Genomic DNA, 21,993 nt, shown 5'->3' with positions numbered 1-21,993 from the left:
TCGATTACGGCATCGACACCAGCCCCCGATTGGAGGTCGTGAAGACGGCCGAGCCCAAGGGCCGGCAGGCCGGCGTCAAGCTCGGCTCGGTGGACGAGCTGGTCTCCGCCCTGAAGGGCGCCGGGCTGGTTTGACGAGTCTCGTCTGAGCCGGGCCGCCCGATCCTGCTTCCATCCGATTTCGAGGTTCATCCCATGACCACGCTTTTGATCGCCGAACACGACAACGCGCATCTGTCCGGCGAAACCGCCAAGGCGCTGACCGTCGCGCTGCAGCTGGGCGGCGAGGTGCATCTTCTGGTCGCCGGCGAGGGCTGCGCGCCGGTGGCGGACGCCGCCGCCCAGCTCTCCGGCGTCGCCAAGGTTTTGCTCGCCGACGCCCCGCTCTACGGCCATGCCCTGGCCGAGCCGCTGGCCGCGCTGCTGGTCGCGCTCGCCCCCGGCTACGAGGCGATCGTCGCCCCCGCCACGGCGTCGGGCAAGAACGTCCTGCCGCGCGCGGCCGCGCTTCTCGACGTGATGCAAGTGTCGGACGTCATCGCCGTGCACGGCGCGGACACGTTCGAGCGCCCGATCTATGCCGGCAACGCGATCGAGACCGTGCGCTCGCGGGACGCGATCAAGCTCCTGACCGTTCGCACCAGCGCCTTCGCGGCCGCAGGCGAGGGCGGGTCCGCGCCGGTGGAAAGCGTGTCGGCCGCCGCCGACCCGGCCGTGTCACGCTTCGTCGGCCAGGAGGTCACCCATTCCGAGCGGCCAGAGCTGTCGGGCGCCAAGATCGTGGTGTCGGGCGGGCGGGCGCTGGGGAGCCGAGAGAAGTTCGAGGAGGTGATGCTGCCGCTGGCCGACAAGCTGGGCGCGGCGGTGGGCGCCAGCCGGGCGGCGGTGGACGCGGGCTACGCGCCCAACGACTGGCAGGTGGGGCAGACCGGCAAGGTCGTGGCGCCGGATCTGTATGTCGCCGCGGGTATCTCGGGTGCCATCCAGCATCTGGCGGGCATGAAGGACTCGAAGGTCATCGTCGCCCTCAACAAGGACGAGGACGCGCCGATCTTCCAGGTCGCCGACTACGGCCTCGTCGGCGATATCTTCACCCTTGTGCCTGAACTCACGTCCAAGCTCTGAGAGCACCGAACAAAGCCACGTAGGGTTGGCTGGCCGACAGGTTCCATAGCGCAGCGCGGCGGGCACATCGCTGGCCGCCAAGCCTATTCCGCATAGACCCAGAGGACGATGGCGTCCTCGTCGCCTTCCGATGTCCAGAGATGGCCGGTCGAGGCTTCGTAATAGATGGAGTCGCCCGTCTCCAGCCTCGTCGGCTCGTAATTCTGGCTATGGAGGATGAGCGTCCCCTTGAGAACGGTCAGGAAAATCTCGGCGTCGTAGCGCGCCCATTCCTCGTAGGCCGACAGGTCCCGCGCGCGAACCCGCGTGCGGATCGGCGTCATGCGCCGGTTCTTGAGATCGCTGCACAGCACGGCATTGTCGCAGGCGCCCGTCGCCGTGCTCTTGGTCTCGCTCGCACGCGAGAGGCTGCGCCGAGCCATTCCCATAGGCGGACGCGGCGATTCCAGAAGCTGGCTCAGCGTCAGGCCCATTCCATGCGCGATCTTCGTCAGCGTCGTCACGGTGGGCGAGAGCTCGTGGCGCTCGATCTTGGACAGGGTCGAGAAGGCGACGCCGGTCTGGCGGGCCGCCTGCTGCAACGTCCATCCATGATCGGCCCGAAGCTGCGCGATGCGGCCCCCGACGTCGATCGGCTCCTGCGGCGCCGACCAGGCCGGTTGCGGAGAACGCGACGCGGTTATGTCGAAATCCATGGAAGCCGCCGTTGAGAGCATCGGGATGCACATCCATTAGGCGAATTTCGTCAAAGGTGCAATGCAGCACAATAATACTATTGATTTTCGTATAGGACAATTTGTAGTCTCTGCGACAACATCGATAAGACGGGACGCAGGCCATGCATGCTGACGATCTTCGGGGAATCCTCCCGGCTCTTCCCACACCTCTCCAAGCGGATGGGCGGCCGGATCTCGAAGCTCTGACGGATCTGATCGAGCGCAATCTCGCCGCCGGCGTGACGGGCCTCGTGCCGATGGGGGGAACGGGCGAATACACCGCGCTTGCCCCCGAGGATCGCGTCGCCGTGGTCCGGCGCACCGTCGAGGCCGCCAAGGGCGCGGTTCCCGTGCTGCCGGGCGTCCTGTCCACGGGCTTTGCCGAGGCGGTCGTGATCGGCGAAGCGTTTCGAGCCGTCGGCGCGGCGGGGCTCATGCTGGTGACGCCGTTCTACGTGATCCCCACGCAGGAAGGCGTTCTGCAATATATGCGAGCCTATCGCTCGCGCGTCGATCTGCCCCTGATCTATTACGACATCCCTGCCCGGACGGGCTTCAAGACCGCGACCAGCACGCTTTCCACGCTCGCCCGAGAGGGCGTCGTGATCGGCGCCAAGGTCTGCAACACGGATGCGCATTACTTCAACTGTCTGGCCGACGCCGTGGAGGACAGGATTTCGCTTCTGTCGGGAGACGACATGCTCTACGCGATCCATGTGATGCATGGCGCGCGCGGCGGCGTCCTGGCGAGCGCCCCCCTGCTCCCCGAATACTGGATCCGCATTCACGACACGCTCGCCAAGGGCGCGTTCGCCGAAGGCATCGCGCTGCATCGCAAGCTGCTTCCCATTTTCGAAGCCCTCTTCAACGAAACCAATCCGGGGCCTTTGAAGGCCATGCTGGGGGCGCTCGGCTCGCCGATGGGCGGCGTGGCGCTGCCGCTGCTGGCGCCTGGCGAGCGCACCAAAGCGCTGATGGACCACGCGCTCGGCGTGATCCGCGCGGAGGCGATGGCGGGGCCGCAGCGCCAGGGCGCCCGGCTTGGCTCCGACGCCGTCCCCGCCTGAAAGACGCGCAGTCGGCACCGCCCATCCAACGAGACCGCAGGAGGACAGAATGTCAACATCGCCGGTTTCGGTGCAACTGGAGGGCGTTGGCCGCGACTTCGGGCCCATCACCGCCCTCTATGATATCGACCTCCAGATCGAGCCCGGAAAATTCGTCTCGCTGCTCGGCCCCTCCGGCTGCGGCAAGACGACGACATTGCGCCTCGTCGCGGGGTTCGACAGTCCGACGCGCGGGCGCATCCTTCTCGGCGGCCGGGACGTCACCCGGCTGCCGCCCAACCGGCGCAAGCTCGGCATGGTGTTCCAGAACTACGCGCTGTTCCCGCACATGACGGTCGCCGAGAATATCGGTTTCGGCCTCAGGATGGCGGGGATGGACAAGGGTCGGATCACTGAGAAGGTCCGGCGCATGCTCGACCTCATTCACCTCTCGCAACATGCCGAGCGCATGCCCTCGCAACTGTCGGGCGGCCAGCAGCAGCGCGTGGCCATCGCGCGGTCGCTGGTCACCGAGCCGGCGGTGCTTCTCCTCGACGAGCCGATGGGCGCGCTCGACAAGAACCTGCGCCAGAGCATGCAGGCCGAGCTGCGCCAGATCCAGCAGGACTTTCAGATCACGGCCGTTCTCGTCACGCACGACCAGGACGAGGCGCTGACCATGAGCGACAAGGTAGTCGTCATGGAAGGCGGGCATATCCGGCAGGTCGGCACCCCCGAGGAAATCTACGAGCGCCCGACAAGCGGCTTCGTCGCCAACTTTCTCGGCGCATCCAACAATCTGCCCGCCATGGCGAGGCAGGATGGTCGCGTCGAGCTATGCCTTCCCGGCCTCGAGCCGGTTCCCGTCGCGTCCAACGGCCGCGCGCTGTCGGGCCCCGTCACGCTCGGCATCCGGCCCGAGCGCATCCGCCTGTCGGACGGACCGCCCGCATCGTCCGATAGCATGATCGTCCTACCCGGCACGATCAGCGGCCATGTGTTCCGGGGCGCGTGCCACGACTACACCGTGTCGCTCGGCCCCGAGGCGCCCCCGCTCAACGTCTTCGAGCACGGGCGGGACGGCGATCTGGGCGCGCGCTGGGCGCCCGGCACGCCGGTCTGGGTCGAATGGCCGGTCGGCGCGCAAAACCTCTTCGCACGCAATTCCTGACACGCGCAATTCCTGAGACGGAAAGGGCCCTCCATGAGCATCGATCCCATCACGCTCGAGATCCTCAGCAACAAGGTCGGCGCGGCGGCCGAGGAAATGAGCCACACCCTCCAGCGCACGGGCCGCACGCTCTTCGTCAAGGAAACCGCCGACTTCGCGACGGCGCTGGCCGACCTGAACGGCAAGTTCTTCGGCTATCCGCGCGCGATCGGCGTGTCCAACTACATGGACCTCGACTGCATGCCGGCCATCGCCGCCTTCGACGATCTGGCGCCCGGCGATGTCATCATGACCAACCATCCGTTCGAGACAGAAGGGCTTGCCACCCACCTGCCCGATCTGCACATGATCCAGCCCTATTTCCACGAGGGGCGGATCGTCGCCTATGGCTGGTGCTTCATCCACTGCTCGGACGTGGGCGGGCGCGTGCCCTCTTCCATCTCGCCGTCCAACACCGAGATCCATCAGGAAGGTCTCCTGATCCCGCCGGTCAAGGTGATGGTGGGCGGCCGCGAGAACCGCGACTTCCTGCGCATCTTCCGCGCCAATTCCCGTACGCCAGGCGACAATGCCGGCGACATCAAGGCCATGATCGCCTCGCTCGCAACCGGTGAGGCGCGCGTCGCCGACCTCATCGCCCAGCACGGCGTCGAAGCCTTCGTGGAAGCCCAAGAGGCCTTGCAGGCCTATGCCGGCGCCAAGGCGCGCGCCGTGCTGCGCCGCATCCCGGACGGCGCCTACGAGTTTTCCGACTATCTCGACGACGACTTCACCTCGCCCGTGCCGATCCGCCTGAAGGTTCGCATGACCGTTTCGGACGGCCTCGTGCATCTCGACTATGCCGGCACGGACGGACAGGTCGCCTCCGCCTACAACATTCCAACGGGCGGCAAGCGCCATCCCTGGCTGACGCTGCGCCTCATCGCCTTCATCCTGACCTACGACAAGACCGTCGCGATCAATGCCGGTCTCTACCGCAACTTCACCGTCGCGGCCGACGCCGGAACCGTGGTCAATCCGGTCTACCCGGCGGCGGTCGGGGTGCGCCATGCGACGGCGACGCGCGTCAACGATGTCCTGAACGGCGTTCTGGCCAAGGCCGCGCCGCACCTGATGAAGGCGCCGAGCGGCGGGGTGACCGTGCCGGTCGTCTTCACCGAGCCCAATCGCGAGACGGGCGGGCGCAAGGTGCTGGTTCTGGAACCGCTCGTGGGCGGTTCGGGCGCACGCATGGGGGCGGACGGCGTGGACGGGCGCGACAGCGGCATCGCCAATCTCGCCAACAATCCGATCGAAACCGTGGAAAGCAGCGCGAGCGTGCGCGTGCGCTCCTTCGCGCTGCGGGCCGGGTCCGGCGGCGCGGGGCAATGGCGGGGCGGCCTTGGCTTGTCGCTCGAGTTCGAGGTTCTGGCGGATGATTGTCAGGTTCTAGGGCGCGGCACCGAACGCTTCCGCTTCGCCCCCTGGGGCATGGAGGGCGGACGCGAGGGCTCCCTGTTCCAGGTTCTTGTGACCCGCGCGGACGGAACGCGGATCGACGTCGGCAAGCTCGACGTGCTCGGCGTCGACAAGGGCGATGTCGTGACCATCCGCACCCCCGGCGGCGGCGGATACGGCCATCCCTTCCTGCGCGAGGCGCGCGCCGTCTGCGAGGATGTCCGCCGTGGCTTCCTCGGCGCGGCGGACGCTCTCGCCCTTTACGGCGTCGTCCTCGATGGCGACGCCGTGAACGAGGAGGCGACGAAGGCTCGGCGCGCCGGCACCGCGCCGGAGAGCGGGGGCTTTGCCTTCGGCGCCGAGCGGGACGCCTGGGAGACGGTGTTCGGCGACGGGATCATGGATGCGTTGAACGCGCTTCTCGCCCGGCTTCCCACCAGCGTTCGGCAGAAGCGTCGGGCGGCGATCTTCGACCGGGTTCTGGGCGGCGTGCCGCGCACCGGAACCACGCCGATCGCCGAGCGGATCGCAGCCACGGGCGACTGCGCCGAGCGCATGAAGCGGGAACTGGCGTCGCTGCGCACTGAGCTCGACGGCGCTCCCGCCAGCCTGGACGCCGCCGCATGAGCGTCCTGGCCGAGACGATCAGCATCCAGCGGCGTCGCGGCCTGTCGATTCCCCCGCAGGTCTGGGGGATCGCGCCCGCGGTGCTGTTCCTCATGCTATTCTTCATCGCGCCGCTCGTCGACAACACGCTCAACAGCCTGCAGACCGACGCGGGCTGGTCGGTCGGCAACTATGCGCGTCTTCTGACCGACGGCTACTATCTCTCGGTGATCGGCCGCACCCTCTGGGTCAGCCTTCTCGCCACGCTGATCTGCGTCGTGATCGGCTATCCCGTCGCCTACCATCTCGTGCGGCACTCGGGCCGTTTGTCGACGTTTCTGATCTTCCTGCTGGTGGCGCCTCTGATGACCTCGATCATCATGCGCACCTACGGATGGCAGGTTCTTCTGGCGCGCGGCGGCATGGTCAACACGATCCTGATGGGCGCGGGCCTTCTCGACAAGCCGCTGCGCATCATCAACAGCCCGGTCTCGGTGATGATCGGCATCGTCCACATCCTCGTGCCCTACATGGTCATCTCCATCGCAGCCGTGCTTCAGGGGGTCGATCGGCGGCTGGAGGAAGCGGCCGGGATACTGGGCGCGGGCCCGCATCGGGTGTTTCTGAACGTCACCTTGCCGCTCAGCCTGCCGGGCATCGTCACGGGCTCCATCATCGTCTTCATGATGGCCAACGGCAGCTTCCTGACCATGCTGCTGCTCGGCAACAACAGCGTCGTGACCCTTCCGGTGCTGATCTACCAGCAGTTCACGCTCGTCGGGAACGCCAAGCTTTCCGCCGCGATGGGAAACATCCTCCTCGTTCTGGCGCTGACCTGCCTTTATCTGCAGCTTCGGCTCGTGCGCCCCAAGCGGGGCCGCGCATGAGCGGCCCCGCCTCGAACACGCCCGGCGCGCGGCTCGCCGGAGCCCTGCTGACGGCCTTCGTCATCGCCTTCTTCGTTTTCCTGCTCGCGCCGATCGTGGTGGTGGTGCTGTTCTCCTTCGTCGATGCGGCCTTCGTGCAGCTGCCGATCGAGAGCTTCTCCCTGCGCTGGTACGCGCGCATGATCGAGTACCGGCCGTTTCTGACATCGCTCGGCTTCAGCCTGTTCGTGGCGGTCGCCTCGGGTCTTCTGGCCCTTGCGATCTCGCTCCCGGCCGCGCTGATCCTGGCGCGCTCCAAGTCGCCCTTCGCCGAAGCCATCGTCACACTGCTTCTGGCGCCCCTGTCCATGCCGATGATCCTGCTCGGCGTGGCCCTTCTCTACTATCTCTCGTGGATGGGGCTCGGCGTTTCGGTTCCCTCGCTCTTGATCGGGCATGTCGTCGTCTCGGTGCCCTATGTCACGCGCACCATCATCGCCGTCTACCAGGGCACGAGCCCGAGCTTCGAGGAAAGCGCCTTTATCCTCGGCGCGTCCCGCTGGCAGGTGTTCCGCCATGTGACGCTGCCGCTGGTGCGCCCCGGCATCATCAGCGGGCTCCTGTTCTCCATGCTCGTGTCGCTGGACAACCTGCCGATCTCGCTCTTCTTCGCGGGCTCCTCCACCAACACGCTGCCGGTGGTGATGCTCGCCTACCAGCAGAACCAGTTCGACCCCGCCATCGGGGCCATCAGCACAGTTCAGCTCGCCGTGGCGATCCTCGCCCTCCTGCTGATCCAGCGCGTCACCGGGCTCAAGCACCTGGTGAACCAGAACGTCCGCTAACAAACCCAAGACGGAGACCATTGCATGGGAATCTCGACCTCTTCCCTGCGCCTTCTCGGCGCCGGTTTCGCCCTCTGGCTCGGCTCGGGTGCCGCGCTCGCGGCCGACGTCACGGTGACCGCCTTCGGCGGAAGCTGGGAGCAGGCCTTTCGTCGCTGCTATGCCGAGCCGCACACGGCCCGCACCGGCCAGAGCGTCGAGGTCATCATCGGCGGCCCGCCGCAATGGATCAGCCAGATCGCGGCCAATCCGGCCAAGCCCCCGATCGACGTCCTCGTCAACCTCATGGACACGGCCAACACGGCGATCCGCGACGGTCTCGTCGAGCCGCTCGATCCCGCCAAGATCCCCAACCTCGCCAAGGTGCCCGATCGCTTCAAGGAGCCGCTGAAGGGCTTCGGCACGGTCATCAACTATGGAGCGGCGGGCCTTGCCTACAATTCCAAGACCGTGAGCGAGCCGCCCAAGAGCTGGAAGGACTTCTTCCAGGGCGCCATCGACGGGGACTATGTGGCCGCCCTTCCCGGCATCAACCTGTCGAGCACGACGCCGACGGCGCTCCTGTGGAACATCGTCAATCTCTACGGCGCCAATATAGACGATGCCGACGCGCTGTTCACCGAGCTGAAAAAGCTGAAGGACAGCGGCAATGTCGTTTTCTACAACGACATCAACCAGTTCCTGACGCTGATCCAGTCCGGCGAAGCCGACATCGGCCCCTATTGGGACGGGCGCGCCTGGCTCGCCCATGACGGCGCGATCCCCGACCTCCAGTTCGCCTATCCGCAGGAGGGCGGCGTCATCAGTCCCTCCGTGATCCAGAAGGTGAAGAACGGCTCGGAAAACGGCTGGGCCTTCATCGACACGCTTCTGGCAGCCGAGAACCAGAGCTGCTTCGCGCAGGCCATCGGCTACGCCGTCGTCAATCAGGACGTCACCTACGACGGCAAGCTGAAGGAGCGCGTTCCCGACATCGACGCCATCCGCTGGCCGGATTTCGCCGGCGTCGCCGAGCGCATGCCGCAATGGATCGACCGCTGGAACCGCGAGATCGGCCAGTAAACCCGGCGAGCCCAGCCCACCAGAGCGCCCGCCCGAACCTTCGAACAGACGCAGGAACACCCATGCTGAAACCCCAATGTCGCATCGGCATCGATGTCGGCGGTACGTTCACGGACTTCGTCCTCGTCAATTCCGCAACGGGCGAGACCACCTTCTTCAAGGAGCCGAGCGTTCCCTCGGACCCGTCCGCCTCCGTCGAGCGGGGCATCGTCAAAGTGATCGAGAAGGCGGGCGTTTCGCGCGACGACGTGGAGCTGGTGATCCACGGCACGACGATCGGGCTGAACGCGATCATCCAGCGCCGGGGCGCGCGCGTCGCGCTCGTGGTGCCCAGGGGCTTTCGCGACATCCTGGAAATCGCGCGCTCGCGCATGCCCAATTCCTACGACATGAACGCCGAGAAGGAGGAGGTTCTCGTTCCGCGCGATCTCGTGTTCGAGGTCGGGGCCTGCGTCGCGGCGACGGGGGAAATCCTCTCGCGCCCCGATGCCGCCGAACTCGACGCGCTGGCCAAGCGGCTGCGCGCGAGCGGCGTGGCCGCCGCCGCCGTCACGCTGCTTCATGCCTATCTCTACCCCGAGCTCGAACAGGACATCGTCGATGGGCTTTCGGCGCGCGTGCCGGAGGTTCTCGTCACCGCCTCGGCCGGGATCTGGCCGGAAACGCGCGAATACGAGCGCACGCTCGTCGCGCTCCTGAACTCCTACGTTCATCCGCTCATGACCAGCTACTTCACGTTGCTGCAGCAGCGTCTGGCTCGTCTCGGCCTCACCATGCCGGTCTACATCACGTCGTCCAACGGCGGCACGCTGTCGATCGACACGGCGCGCGATCGACCGATCGACACGGTTCTGTCCGGCCCGGCCTCCGGCGTCGTCGCCGCGCAGGTCATCGCCTCCCAGGCCGGCGTCGACCGCATCATCACCTTCGACATGGGCGGGACGTCGAGCGACATCGCCGTGACGCGCAACGGCGACCCGGAATACACGACGCGCACCCATGTCGGCGACTTCCCGCTGGTTCTCCCCGTGGTCAACGTGTCGGCTATCGGCGCGGGCGGCGGCTCGATCATCTGGGTGGACGAACACGGCGTCCTGAAGGTCGGGCCCGGCAGCGCCGGCGCCGATCCGGGGCCGGTCTGCTACGGGCGGGGCGGCGCCTCCCCTTGCGTGACCGACTGCTACGTCGCCATCGGCCTGATCGACCCCGACCGCTTTCTGGAAGGGCGCATGAAGCTCGACCGGCGGGCCGCGCTGGACGCGCTGGCGAGTGTGGGCGCCAAGGTCGGCATCACGGGCGAGAACGCGGGCGTGCGCACGGCGGAAGCGGCTCTGCGCGTGGCGACCGCCGTGATGGGAACCGAGCTTCGCAAGTCGCTGGCCCAGCGCGGCGAAGACCCGCGCACCTTCGCGCTCATGCCCTTCGGCGGCGCGGGGCCGACCCATGCCAACATGCTGGCCGCGGAGGTCGGCTTGAGCTCCATGATCGTGCCGGGCGCGCCGGGCACGTTCTGCGCGATGGGCGCGACGCTGGCCGACATCAAGCGCGACTATCTGCGCTCGCTCCGCCATCGCATCCTCGACCCCGCCGCCACGGCCGAACTCCTGAACCGCACGCTGGCCGATCTCATGCACACGGGCAGCGCCTGGATCGCGGGCGAGGGTCAGAATCTCGGCGAGCCGGTCTTCGCCGTGACCGCCGACCTGCATTACGAAGGCGAGGCCTTCGACATCAATGTCGAGGCCCCGACAAGGAACGGAGCGATCGACGTCGCCGCGCTTTGCGAGGCCTTCCATCGCCAGCACGAGCGGCAATACGGCTTCCGCGACATGGACAGCCCGATCGAGGTCGTCACGCTGCGCCTGCGTGTCATGGCGAACCTGCCGCGCGTTCCGACCGGGACGAAGGTCGGCGCCATCGAGGCCGAGGCGAGCGAACACCGGCAGATCTGGCATGAGGGAAGCTACGTCGCCGCCGCCGTCTACGATCGGCGCAAATTGGCGCGGGGCCAGAAAGTGTCCGGCCCGATCGTCCTCGAACAGGAGGACACCACGACCTGGATCCTACCCGGATGGGACATCGAGGTTCGCGACAACGGCACGGTCTTGGCCCAGCTCGCCGGCTGAGCCGGCCAGTTCCCAACGAAAAAGGCCCGGAGCGATCCGGGCCTTTTGCTTTCGTGGTCGGAGATCTCGTCGTCAGAGGATCGTGCCGGGGTTCATGCGCCGATCGGGATCGATGACGCCTCGGATCGCGCGCATCAGCTCGAGGCGAACCGGATCGGCGCGCCGCGCCAGCTCGTCCTTCAGCTTGCGCCCGATCCCGTGCTCGGCCGAGAACGTGCCGCCTAACGCCTCCACTTGGTCGTGGACGATCCGCATCACCTCGTCCGTCACGGCCTTCGGATCGCGGAACGTTTCCCACTCCGCATGGGTGAAGTGGACGATGAAATGCACGTTGCCGTCGCCGATATGCGAGACGATGAGGATATTGGCGCCGGGATAAACGGCCTGGACGCCCTCGCGGCAAGCCTCGATCATGCGCGGCACGAGCGAGGGGCGCACGGCGACATCGTGCGAAAGCGAATGGCCGTGGATCTTGTTGGCCTCCGAAACGGAATGCCTGACATGCCAGATGTCGCCGCCCTGCGCCTCGCTCTGCGCCACGAAGGCGTCGGTCACGGTGCCGTCCTCGAAGCGCTCGGCCAGCCACTCCTCCAGCGGCCCTTGCAGGTCGGCGCCCGCGTCGGAGCTGCCGAGCTCCACCAGCAACGACCATTCGGGACGCGTTTCCAGCGGGTGCCGGGTGCGGGGAATGTGCTTGAGAACGAGGTCGACCTGGCTGGCGGACAGAAGTTCGGCGGCCTGGACGGCGGTATCGAACCGGTCCTGCAGCCCGGTCAGAACCGTGACGGCGGCCTCCAAATCAGCCAGGCCGATCCAGGCATGGCCGGACGCGCGCAGCATGGGATGCATGCGCAGCGCGGCGGCGGTGACGATGCCGAGCGTGCCTTCGGCTCCGACGAAGAGATTGCGCAGGTCGTAGCCGGTGTTGTCCTTGCGCAGAGCGCGCAGATCGCTGAACACCCGGCCGTCCGGCAGCACGACCTCGATGCCGCAGACGAGCTCGCGCATCGGGCCGAAGCGAAGCGCGCTCGTCCCGCCTGCATTGGTGGAGAGGAGACCGCCGATCTGCGCAGTGCCCTCGCTTCCCAGATTGATGGGCACCCGTCGCTCGACATCCGCCGCCGCCGCATGAACGCTCGACAAGGTCGCGCCCGCATCCACCACCATGACGCCGGACGGCTTGTCGATCTCGCGGATGGAGGCCATGCGCCGCAGCGCGACGACGATGCCGTTTCCGCCCTCCGGCGGCACCGAACCCTGGCAAAGGCTGGTGTTGCCGCCCTGCGGAACCAGGGACCGGCCGTGTTCGGCCGCGAGCCGCGCCAGGGAAGCCACCTCCCCCGTGCTGCCGGGAAGCACCACGGCAAGCGCGGTGCCCTTGCTGTAGCCGCGCCAGTCCTCGAGATGGGGCGCCATGTCGGACGGGTCCGTCAACACATTGCGGGCTCCGACAATCCGGCGAAGCCCCGCCAGGACATCCTCGGCTGCGATGGGAGTTGTCATGCGACCATCCTGTTCTTCTCGATCTATCGGACTTGCCATCGGGGGCTCGCCGGCGCGCGGCGGTCCGGTGCGGCTGCAAAGGCTGCCTCAGCCGATCCATTCAGAGGATCGAAGTTCTGAAAGGTTCGGCGCGCCGCTGAACGCCAGGAAACCGCGCAGCTCCTCGGTCAACTGGTTCAGCATCGCGGCGACGCCCGCCTGCCCACCCGCTGCCAGCCCATAGAGCGGCGCCCGGCCGAGCAGGACGAGATCGGCCCCCGCCGCCAAGAGCTTGGCCGCGTCGGACCCGCGCCGCACGCCGCTGTCGGCAAGCAGGGTCACGGACGGCCCGACGGCTTCGCGGATGCGGGGCAACATCTCCAGCGGACGCACGGCACTGTCATGGTTGCGCCCCCCATGAGACGAGACCACCACGCCGTCGCAACCGAGCGCGAAGGCCTGCGCCGCGTCCGAGGGGGCGAGAACGCCCTTCAGGATGAGACGCCCCTTCCAGCGCCGCCGCAGCTCGCGCACGAAGGGTTCGTCGAGCACCATGTCCAGGGCGAAGCGCCCGTCGCCGATCGCCGACGCGACGGACCGCGCGGCCCCAGGCGGGTAATGCGCGTAGGTGGGCAGCCCGCCGCGACGTAAGAGATAGCGGCCCATCACACCCGCCGTCCAGCGGGGGTGGCGGGCAAGGTCGGCGCCCAGCCGAAGGGAGGGTTTCAGCGGAATGCCGAACCCGTTGCGCAGGTTGTGGACCTTCTTCGGTGAGGCCGGGGTGTCCACCGTCAGAAGCAGCGTTTCCACGCCGCAGCGCGCGACCCGCTCCAACAGGCTCCAGGTCTCCCCTCGATCCCGCCAGACATAGAGCTGGAACCAGAGCTCGGCCCCCGGCGCGCCGTCAGCGATGGCTTCGATCGCTATGGAGGACTGGGTCGAGATGGTGATGGGCACGCCCGCAGCGCAGGCGGCGCGCGCCGTCAGCACCTCCCCGTCGAACCGGACCAGCCCCGCCAGAGCCGTCGGCGCGATCACGAAGGGCGATGGTCTTGCGGCCTCAAAGGAGCGGGCGGAAAGGTCGGGCGCGGACACCGGGCGCAGAATTCGCGGCACGACGCGCCTTGCGTCGAACCCCTCGCGCAGGGCGGCCAACGCCCGTTCGCCCTCGGTGCCCCGGTCGATGTAATCGAAGAGCGCGCGCGGCAGAAAGGCGCGTGCCGCCCTGCGCGCCTCGTCGAAATCGCGGAACGTCGGAGGGGACGGCATGGGTCAGACCCCGGCCCCCGAAGGAGAGAGCCCGTCTTGGAAGCCGCCGACGGAACGCCGCATCAGTGCTCGACCCGCGACAGGAAGCTGCGAAGCCGCTCGGTTCGCGGCTCGCGCAGGACCTCGTTCGGCGCGCCCGTTTCGACAACGATGCCCGCCTCCATGAAGATCACCTTCGAGGCGACGTTGCGGGCAAAGCCCATCTCGTGTGTCACCACGATCATGGTGGTGCCGTCCTGGGCGAGACCCTGCATCACCTCCAGAACTTCGCCGACGAGTTCGGGGTCGAGCGCCGAGGTCGGCTCGTCGAACAGCATCACCTGGGGATCGAGCGCAAGCGCGCGAGCGATCGCCACCCGCTGCGCCTGACCGCCGGAGATCTGGGCGGGATAGAGATCCGCCTTGTCGGCAAGCCCGACGCGGACGAGAAGCCGGGTCGCGAGCTCATGCGCCTCGGCTTTCGACTTCAGCCCGTTGAGATAGGGGCCGGAGGCGACGTTCTGCAGCACGGTCATGTGCGGGAAGAGGTTGAAGCTCTGGAAGACCATGCCGGTCTTGGCGCGAAACTCGGCTTGGCGGCGCTCGGGAATGCGTGTCGCGGGCGTGAAGGACAGGCGGTTGCCCGCCACCTCGATCTCGCCCGCCGTCGGCCGTTCCAGAAGGTTCAGGCAGCGCAGGAGGGTCGACTTTCCGCAACCCGAAGGGCCGATCAGAACGGCGACCTGCCCCTGCTGCACGTCGATGTCGATGCCCTTGAGAACCTCGCGCTCGCCAAAGGACTTTCGAAGCTGATGGGTGGAGATCACGCTCGCCTCAGTGCTTGAGTTCGAAACGGTTCGCCAGGAGCGTCACCGGCGTCAGAATTACGAGGTAGAGAAGCGCGGCGAACGTGTAGACCTCCAGCGGTCGGAACGTCGACATCGTCAGCGCACCCGCCGCGTACATGATGTCGGGCATGGCCACGACCGAAAGCAGCGAGGTGTTCTTGAGCTGCAGGATCGCCTGATTCACGATCGGCGGGATCATCCGGCGCGTCGCCTGCGGCAGGATGATGTGCCGCATCTTCGTGGCGTAGGAGAAGCCCAGAACGGTGGAGGCTTCCCATTGGCCCTTCTCGATGGAGATCACGCCGCCCCGGAAGATCTCCGCCGCGAAGGCGGCCATGTAGAGCGTGAGGCCGAGCCCGGCGGCGAACCAGTCCGGCATGGTGAAGCCGGTCATCATCGGGAGCGCGTAGAAGAACCACACGATCTGCACGAGGAGCGGCGTGCAGCGGAAGACGTGGATATAGAGCCGCACGATCAGGCCCAGGACGGGTATCCTGGACACCAGGACAAGACCCAGCACGACGCCCAGCGCGAGCCCCACCAGCGTCGTCACTACGGCATAGGCCGTCGTGACGAACATGGCTTGCAGCCAGAGCTGCGGGTCTAAGACCACCGACCAGTCGAACTCGTACATGGAGCCTCCGTTGCGCAACAGCCGGCTTTCGTCGATCCGACCCGCTGGCGAGAGAGTTTTGATAAGCCAAGCTTAGGCGTAGACGTTGCGGGAAATCTACCCGTTCGATCACGAATATGCAAAAAACCGATCTAAACCGTCGATCTTATTTCTATACGATAACTTTTCATCTTGGAGCGTCGAATCTCGTACCCGTCTTTGCGATTTTCAATTGTTGCTCGATGTGGGGTGTGAGACCATGCCTGCGATTGCAGCGCCCTTCGCACCTGCACAATCGCACATCAGATACGGGAGAATGAGCATGACCATTCACTGGGGAATCGGGCTCGCCGCCCTCGGCATCCTCGCGGCCACGCCCGCGTCGGCCGAAGCGCTCTGGGACAAGATCGAGCGCACCGGCGAGGTCGTCTGCGGCGGGGTCCACGCCTACAAGCCCACCTCCTTCTACACCGGCAGCGATCTGGTCTATGAGGGTTACGGACCCAATGTCTGCCGCCAGATGGTCAAGGATCTGTCGGAAAAAATGGGCAAGCCTCTGACGGTCAAATGGCACGAGACGACCTGGCAGACCGTGGTCCTCGACCTTCAGGCAGGGCGCATCGACATCTTTCCCGGCATGACGGCGACGGAAGAGCGCAAGAAGGCGCTCGACATGGCCGGGCCGCTCTACCGCATGACCGACTGCGTGATCGCCGGCAAGAAGGCCGAAACGCGCGCGACCTGGCAGGATTACAACAAGCCGGACGCCACCTTCGCCATGGTCACCGGCACCGCGCAGACCCAGTTCATCAAGGACGAGATGCCGAACGCCAAGGTCAAGACGCTCAAGGAGATGAACGAGGCGATCATGGCGATCCAGTCCGGCCGGGCGGACTATGTCGTGCAGGAACTCCCGATCTGCCTCCAGACCTTCTCGACCACGCCGCAGGTGTTTTCCGGCTACACGGTGCCGACGCCCGAGCGCGGCATCCCCGCCGCTGCCGGTCTTCGCAAGGACGGCGACGGGCGGCTGCGCGATTTCCTTCAGGCCTGGGGAGAGCGCAAGCGCGCCGACCAGTCCATCGCCCCGCTCCTGATCGACGGTTTCAAGGCCGCCGGAATGGACACGGATTCGATTCCGAAGGGTATCGAGTTCTGATCCAGAGCCCGATCGGAAGGCGCCGGGGAGACCCGGCGCCTTTCTGCTGTTGAGCCCTCGGTTCTTGCGGGCGCTCAGTTCTTGCGATCGAAGAACTTCGCCATTTCGGCCTGCGTCTCGCCCGCCTCGAAGGCGCGGCGATGGATCTGCCGGGCGAGCTCGAAGGTCTCGTCGAAGCTCTCCTGCGTCGCCGCCGCGATGCGCTGCTTGTTGAAGGCGTAGGCGCGCTTGGGCTTGGCCGCCAGGAACCGCGCCAGTTCGAGGGCGCGCTCCATCACCGCGTCGGGCTCCACGATCTCGTTGATCAGGCCCAGACGATGGCACTCCTCCGCTTCGAGGATGCGCCCGGTCTGCACGAGATCGATCGCCCGAGCCAAACCCAGCATCTCGCGCAGAATCCAGAAACCGGTGGCGCTGGCGATCCCGCTGTTGATCTCGGGCTGGCCCATGCGCGAGCGCGCGTGCCCGATACGAAAGTCGGCGAGAAGCGCGACCTGGAAGGCCGAGCCCGCCGCGATCCCGTTCAACGCGACCACGAACGGCTTCTCGCAGCGGCGGATCGAATTGTAGAGCGTTCTCCACTCCTCGATCCAGAGTTCGGCGCGGTCGGCGTCGAAGCTCTTGCCCTCGTTGAGGTCCTGGCCCGCACAAAAGGCTCTGTCTCCGGCGCCCGTCAGCACGATGGCTTCGACGTCCGGCGCCTTGGACGCCTTGAGGATCGCCGACACGAGATCGTCGCGCATCGGCTTGTCCCAGGCGTTCAGCCGCGACGGCTTGTTGAGGGTGATCACGCGGACGGTTTCGTCCATCCGCTCCAGGATCGCATTGGTCTGTTCGCTCATGGGATTATCCTTGTTAGGAGCGGGTCCAGTCACCCGCAGGGGTCGCATCGAGCCGATGCTTCATGATCCGCTGGCTGGGCGTGCGCTCGAAGGCGGAGACGAAGGCGATGTGCCGGGGAAGCTGGTGGGGCGCCAAGCGGCCGCGAACCCACTCGAAGAGTTCGGGCGGCGTGAGCGGCAGACCGGGCGCGAGCTCGACGAAGAGCTTGATGTCCGCTTCCCCGATCTCGGCCTCGACCGGGATGACCGCGCAGGCCGCGACCGCCTCGTGTTGGGCGACGACATGCTCGACCTCCCAGGCCGACACGTTCTCGCCCCGCACGCGGATCGTCTCCTTCAGGCGACCGTGGAATTTCAGCCACCCCGCCTCGTCCATCTCGCCGAGGTCGCCGGTATGGAGACGGCCGCCGCGCAGCGCTTCGCGCGTCGCCTCCTCCGAGTTGAGATAGCCCGTAAACAGCGCGGCCGCGCCGTTGCCCACCGGCGTCACCACGATTTCCCCCCGCACGCCCGGCGCGCAGGGCGTCCCGTCGGGCGCGAGAATGGCGACGTCGAACCAGGGCAGAGCCCGGCCGACAAAGCCGGGGCGGTTCTCGTCGTTGATCGTCGTCAGGCTGGACGCTTCGGTCATGCCGTAGCACTCCACCATGCTCGTGCCGAAGCGGTCCGAGAACGCTTCCCAGACATGCGGCGTGCATCCCCCGCCCCAGGCGACGGCCACCCGGTGGTCGCGATCGCGCGGGCTGGGCGGCTGCTTGAGAAGCATCTGGAGAATGCCGCCGAGATGATGGATGCGCGTGGCGCCGCAAGCACGAACCTCGTCCCAGAAGCGGGACGCGGAAAACCGCGAGGTCAGCGCCAGCGTCACGTCGCGGATCAGCGGCAGGATGATGAGCTGCGCGCCGCCGATATGGTGGAACGGCTCCCAGACATAGAGCACCTCGCCAGGGTCCGCCCTGGCCGCGCGCGCGGCGGCCTCGGCGGCAAAGCGCATCATGGCGTGGGTGACCGGCACGGACTTGGGCCGCCCCGTCGTTCCCGACGTGAAGCTGATCATCAGGATGTCGGAAGGCTGCACGTCGGGCTGGGGCAGGTCCGCCGTCGAGGCGAGCACGGCGGCGAGGCCCCTTTCATCCTCGCGCAGAACGAGCGGCATGTCGGGACGGGCCGCGCGAACCTTATCAGTGAGCCTCGCCTCCGCCACGACGAGGCCGACGTCGCTCTCGCTGAACATATAGTCGAGCTGCGCCGGTAGGAGGCGGGTTCCGACAGGCACCCAGATGGCGCCCAGCCGGGCGATGGCCAGGATCAGACAAAGGTGGTCGCTATGCGTGTCGAGCAGGCAGGCGACGCGATCGCCCTGCCCGACACCCCGCTCCGCCAGACCTCGGGCGAAGACGGCCGAACGCTCGGCGATCTCGGCCATCCCGTGCGCAACGAGTTCGCCGGAGCGAAACTCGGTTGCGTAGATTCGGTCGGGCTCCCGCCGCGCCAGCTCGGCGAGTTGATGCAAAAAGCCTTGCCCTTGCCAATCCATCCGACCACCTGTTTTATCGTATTGCAATAATTGTTATTTCTTGAAGCCCATTTTTATGCTATCCATAAGCGATAAGCCATAGGGATGATCGCAATGAAAGAGTCGATATCCGAAGAGCGCGGCGATCCGCTGATGGTGCGCGCGGTGGAAAAGGCGTTCCGGGTCCTCGGAACATTCGACGCCGCTCACCCGCGCCAGACCCTGACCCAGATCGCCGGGCGAACGGGGCTCGACCGGTCGGCCGCCCAGCGCTTCATTCACACGCTGAGCCAGCTTGGCTATTTGAGAAAAGACGAGCGCACGAAAGCCTACGAGCTGACGCCGAAGGCGCTGAGCCTCGCCTACCAATATTCGCGCTCGAGCCCCCTCGTGCTGCGAACCCATCCCTACCTGTCGCATCTGAACCGGACCACGGAGGAGACGATCTCGCTCACCGTTCTGGACGAGGGCGACATCATCTATCTCTCGCGCTACCTCTCTCCCAACGTCCTGGACACCGACGTCAATGTCGGCAGTCGCCTTCCGGCCTATTGCACGGCGGGAGGGCTGGCTTTGCTGTCCGTTCTGAAGGACGAGGAGGTGAACGACCTTCTGGCCCGCTCGCAGCTGCGCGCCTTTACGTCGAAGACGATCTACGACGTCGAGGGCATCTGGCGGCAAATCCGGCTGGTGCGCGAACGCGGATTTTCGCTGGTGCAGGAGCAGATTTACTCCGGCGACATCTCGATCGCCTGCCCCATCGTCTCAAGCGATCGACAGACGATCGCAGCCGTCAGCCTCGGAGCGTCCAAGTTTCGATATGACGAGGAAACGATCATCCATCGTTTCATCCCAACCCTGATCGCGGCGGGGCGCTCGATTTCTCAGGTTCTTCCCGGTTAGCGAGTATCTCTCTGGTTTTTCTATTGATGGCCCAGCTGATCTAAATCCGGATCGAAGTTGAACGATTCCGAATAGAGCTCTCGTCTAGGCCGACGAGAGCTTTCGATCTTTCCGGGGTCATTACGGTTTCACGCCCGCGTAACGACGGGTCGCCGAACAGCCGACCCGACACAAAGTCCGTCGGTCAGACCCCGCCGGCCTTCTGCGCTGCGTCGCGCTCGATTCGATACCGCGACGACGACCGTCGGCGCTTCGACCCCGCGCGTGCGGATCGAAAACCCCTCATCCACGCCGCCTCATTCATGAAGCCTCGTACGGACACTCCGAGAGGCAATCAGACAATCGCACGCACCCATCCGCTGCGCGCAGCTTGACAGGCTGACTGATCAATCCCATTATTCAGCATAATAAACGAGTTCAACATTTTGAACAAGCCTGGGAGGGCGAATTGAGCGGGCGTGGTGCAGAGCGGATTCTCGATTTGCTGGAATGGCTGTCCGCGCGCTCGGAAGGGGTGTCGCTGACCGAGACCGTGCTGGCGCTGGACGTGCCGAAAAGCAGCGGCCTTCTTCTTCTTCGTCTCCTGACGGAGCGGGGATATGTCGAGCGTTCGAAAGGCGGCACGTACACCCTCGTGCGGCTTCCCGGCGAAGTTCGCCGAGGCAGCGACGCATGGGGCACCTTGCTGCGCGTCTCGAACGTCCCGTTGCGCGATGCGGTGGAGGCCTCGAACGAAACGGGCTTCGTGGCGGTGCTGGAAGGCGCGCAGATCCGCTATCTCACCAAGTGCCTGCCGAGCCGCGAGATCCGCTACGACCGCGACATCACGCATCTGCGACAGGCGCATCTGGTGGCGAGCGGCCTGGCGATCCTGTCCGGCTTCGACGAGGCGGCGCTCCACGCCCATCTGGAATTCGCGCTGCCGACGCCCGAAGCGCGCTCCGACGTTCTCGCCGCCGTCGCTAGGGCGCGGGAGAGCGGGTGCGCCGTCAACCTCAAGGGCGTGGTCGAGGGAGCGGCGGGGATCGCCGCGCCGATCCGGGACGCGGACGGACGCATCGTCGCCGCCATCAACATATCGGGACCACGCGAGCGCATCGTCGCTCACGTCTCCGAACTGACCGACATCACCATCCGCACCGCGCAAAGAGTCTCGGAGGAACTCGCGCGGCGAAGCCGGATCAAACCAGCATCCAAGGGAGGAAACGACGCATGACCAAGATCAGGATGGCCCTATGGGCGCTCGGTGCCGCCATCGTCTCGGCGGGAACAGCGGGCGCGCAGGACGCCAAGGTGCCCGAAGGCTACCCCGCCGACTACCAGACCGTCATCGAAGGCTCGCGCGGCGAGAAGGGCCTCGTGATCTATTCCAACATGGCGGACAACAATTGGGGGCCGGTGCTCGAAGGCTTCCGCGCCGCCTATCCCTGGATCAAGGTCGAGACGCTGGATCTCGGCTCCGGCACCGTGCATTCGCGCTGGGAAGCCGAGGCGGGATCGGGGTCGCGCACCGCCGACGTCCTCGTCTCCGGCGCCAACGACCGTTGGGCCTCCTACGGCATCGACGGCAAGATGATGCCCTACGAGAGCCCCGAACTCGCCAAGCTGCCGGACTTCGCCAAGCCCTATCCCGGCGTCACGGTCCTGTCGGCGGATCCGCTGGTCATCACCTACAACGCCGCGCTCCTCACCGAGGAGCAGCGCCCGACCGGCTTCGCCTCGCTGGTCGAGGACGCGCTGGCCGACAAGGGCACCTTCGACGGCAAGATCACCACCTATGACGCGGCGCGCAACTCGTTCGGCCTGGCGGCGTGGTGGAACTACATGAAGGTCAAGGGCGACGACGGCTGGAAGCAACTCGCCTCCATCGGACCGATGATCCGGGGCGAGGTGTCGGGCGGCCCGATGAACGAGAAGATCGCCACCGGCGAATACGTCACCGGCATCGCGGTCTCGGGCATCACCATCTTCCCGCGTCTGGAGCAGCCGGGCGGCGAATTGCTCGGCTTTGCCTTCCCCGACGATGGCACGATCATGATGCTGCGCGGCATGGGCATTCCCAAGGGCGCCGCCAATCCGAACTCGGCCAAGCTCTTCGTCGACTATGCGCTGAGCCACGACGGCCAGACGCTGATCGGCAAGGGCGGCCTCACGCCCTACCGCGACGACGTGGACGAGAAGCAGGTCCGCTACACGTTCCAAGGCATCGCGGCCCAAGTCGGTCAGGACAATCTCATCGTCGCCGGTTTCGACAAGGGGCTGATCGACGAGGCGCCGGCCTTCGTCGAGAAGTGGAACGCCGCGCTCGCCGGGCGCTGACCGTCCGACCCGCCGGGCGCGGCGGCTAGACGCCGCGCCCCACATCCTCGATCAGCGGATCCAA

The 21,993-nt window shown here is 66.4% G+C and carries 19 protein-coding genes; 12 read left to right on the top strand and 7 right to left on the bottom strand.

Going from position 1 to position 21,993, the window contains the following annotated elements; genetic code table 11:
- Positions 1-194 precede the first annotated feature (194 nt).
- Positions 195-1,124: an electron transfer flavoprotein subunit alpha/FixB family protein gene (locus AUL32_RS17905; RefSeq protein ID WP_062117940.1), complete on the top strand. Its 930-nt coding sequence runs from the start codon at positions 195-197 to the stop codon at positions 1,122-1,124.
- An 83-nt stretch (positions 1,125-1,207) separates the two neighbouring features.
- Here AUL32_RS17905 and AUL32_RS17900 read toward each other — a convergent pair whose 3' ends face one another.
- Positions 1,208-1,819, bottom strand: coding sequence for a helix-turn-helix domain-containing protein (locus AUL32_RS17900; RefSeq protein ID WP_202814324.1), 612 nt, complete (start codon positions 1,817-1,819; stop codon positions 1,208-1,210).
- A 143-nt stretch (positions 1,820-1,962) separates the two neighbouring features.
- On the opposite strand from AUL32_RS17900, the gene AUL32_RS17895 reads away from it, so the two are divergent.
- The 7 genes from AUL32_RS17895 to AUL32_RS17865 all read left to right on the top strand — a co-directional run bounded on the left by AUL32_RS17895 (position 1,963) and on the right by AUL32_RS17865 (position 10,999).
- Positions 1,963-2,907 (top strand): dihydrodipicolinate synthase family protein, encoded by a 945-nt coding sequence (locus AUL32_RS17895; RefSeq protein ID WP_062117937.1) that lies wholly within the window; start codon positions 1,963-1,965, stop codon positions 2,905-2,907.
- Between the two features lie 49 nt (positions 2,908-2,956).
- The gene (locus AUL32_RS17890; protein WP_062117934.1) at positions 2,957-4,057 is read left to right on the top strand and encodes an ABC transporter ATP-binding protein; all 1,101 of its coding nucleotides are present in this window, start codon (positions 2,957-2,959) and stop codon (positions 4,055-4,057) included.
- A gap of 33 nt (positions 4,058-4,090) precedes the next feature.
- Entirely contained in the window at positions 4,091-6,121 is a 2,031-nt protein-coding gene (locus AUL32_RS17885) for a hydantoinase B/oxoprolinase family protein (protein ID WP_062117931.1), read from the top strand.
- Positions 6,118-6,987, top strand: a complete 870-nt coding sequence (locus tag AUL32_RS17880) for an ABC transporter permease (RefSeq protein ID WP_062117929.1) — start codon at positions 6,118-6,120, stop codon at positions 6,985-6,987. The genes AUL32_RS17885 and AUL32_RS17880 overlap by 4 nt, the downstream gene beginning before the upstream one ends.
- Positions 6,984-7,811, top strand: coding sequence for an ABC transporter permease (locus tag AUL32_RS17875; RefSeq protein WP_061978457.1), 828 nt, complete (start codon positions 6,984-6,986; stop codon positions 7,809-7,811). Before AUL32_RS17880 ends, AUL32_RS17875 begins: the two co-directional genes overlap by 4 nt.
- A gap of 24 nt (positions 7,812-7,835) precedes the next feature.
- Complete coding sequence (locus tag AUL32_RS17870) at positions 7,836-8,873, top strand: extracellular solute-binding protein (protein WP_062117927.1); 1,038 nt, start codon at positions 7,836-7,838, stop codon at positions 8,871-8,873.
- A 62-nt stretch (positions 8,874-8,935) separates the two neighbouring features.
- The gene (locus AUL32_RS17865; protein ID WP_062117925.1) at positions 8,936-10,999 is read left to right on the top strand and encodes a hydantoinase/oxoprolinase family protein; all 2,064 of its coding nucleotides are present in this window, start codon (positions 8,936-8,938) and stop codon (positions 10,997-10,999) included.
- A 72-nt stretch (positions 11,000-11,071) separates the two neighbouring features.
- Here the strand turns inward: AUL32_RS17865 and AUL32_RS17860 are convergent, their stop codons facing one another.
- The 4 genes from AUL32_RS17860 to AUL32_RS17845 form a co-directional block, all read right to left on the bottom strand.
- Positions 11,072-12,502 carry an FAD-binding oxidoreductase gene (locus AUL32_RS17860; protein ID WP_062117922.1) on the bottom strand — a complete coding sequence of 477 codons (1,431 nt, stop codon included), beginning with the start codon at positions 12,500-12,502 and terminating at the stop codon, positions 11,072-11,074.
- Between the two features lie 87 nt (positions 12,503-12,589).
- A complete protein-coding gene (locus AUL32_RS17855; protein ID WP_062117919.1) occupies positions 12,590-13,750 on the bottom strand; it encodes an alpha-hydroxy acid oxidase in 1,161 nt (386 codons plus the stop codon).
- Between the two features lie 62 nt (positions 13,751-13,812).
- A complete protein-coding gene (locus AUL32_RS17850) occupies positions 13,813-14,556 on the bottom strand; it encodes an amino acid ABC transporter ATP-binding protein (protein WP_061978452.1) in 744 nt (247 codons plus the stop codon).
- Between the two features lie 7 nt (positions 14,557-14,563).
- On the bottom strand, positions 14,564-15,211 hold the full coding sequence (locus AUL32_RS17845) for an amino acid ABC transporter permease (protein ID WP_062117916.1): 648 nt from the start codon (positions 15,209-15,211) through the stop codon (positions 14,564-14,566).
- Between the two features lie 301 nt (positions 15,212-15,512).
- On the opposite strand from AUL32_RS17845, the gene AUL32_RS17840 reads away from it, so the two are divergent.
- Positions 15,513-16,349: a transporter substrate-binding domain-containing protein gene (locus AUL32_RS17840; protein WP_062117913.1), complete on the top strand. Its 837-nt coding sequence runs from the start codon at positions 15,513-15,515 to the stop codon at positions 16,347-16,349.
- A 74-nt stretch (positions 16,350-16,423) separates the two neighbouring features.
- Here the strand turns inward: AUL32_RS17840 and AUL32_RS17835 are convergent, their stop codons facing one another.
- Together AUL32_RS17835 and AUL32_RS17830 are read right to left on the bottom strand one after the other, a co-directional pair.
- Positions 16,424-17,191, bottom strand: coding sequence for an enoyl-CoA hydratase/isomerase family protein (locus tag AUL32_RS17835; protein ID WP_062117910.1), 768 nt, complete (start codon positions 17,189-17,191; stop codon positions 16,424-16,426).
- A gap of 13 nt (positions 17,192-17,204) precedes the next feature.
- Positions 17,205-18,704 carry an AMP-binding protein gene (locus tag AUL32_RS17830; RefSeq protein ID WP_244497963.1) on the bottom strand — a complete coding sequence of 500 codons (1,500 nt, stop codon included), beginning with the start codon at positions 18,702-18,704 and terminating at the stop codon, positions 17,205-17,207.
- Between the two features lie 117 nt (positions 18,705-18,821).
- On the opposite strand from AUL32_RS17830, the gene AUL32_RS17825 reads away from it, so the two are divergent.
- From AUL32_RS17825 to AUL32_RS17815, 3 genes are all read left to right on the top strand, one after another.
- Positions 18,822-19,610 (top strand): IclR family transcriptional regulator, encoded by a 789-nt coding sequence (locus tag AUL32_RS17825; RefSeq protein WP_192847484.1) that lies wholly within the window; start codon positions 18,822-18,824, stop codon positions 19,608-19,610.
- 448 nt (positions 19,611-20,058) lie between these two features.
- Positions 20,059-20,826: an IclR family transcriptional regulator gene (locus AUL32_RS17820; protein ID WP_082659796.1), complete on the top strand. Its 768-nt coding sequence runs from the start codon at positions 20,059-20,061 to the stop codon at positions 20,824-20,826.
- Positions 20,823-21,929 carry an ABC transporter substrate-binding protein gene (locus tag AUL32_RS17815; RefSeq protein ID WP_062117897.1) on the top strand — a complete coding sequence of 369 codons (1,107 nt, stop codon included), beginning with the start codon at positions 20,823-20,825 and terminating at the stop codon, positions 21,927-21,929. Before AUL32_RS17820 ends, AUL32_RS17815 begins: the two co-directional genes overlap by 4 nt.
- The last annotated feature ends 64 nt before the right edge of the window (positions 21,930-21,993 follow it).

Origin of the sequence: Aureimonas sp. AU40, from assembly GCF_001463785.1 — a bacterium.
Lineage (GTDB): Bacteria > Pseudomonadota > Alphaproteobacteria > Rhizobiales > Rhizobiaceae > Aureimonas.
The sequence above is the reverse complement of the archived record's forward strand: the minus strand, read 5'-3'. Positions and strand labels throughout refer to the sequence as shown.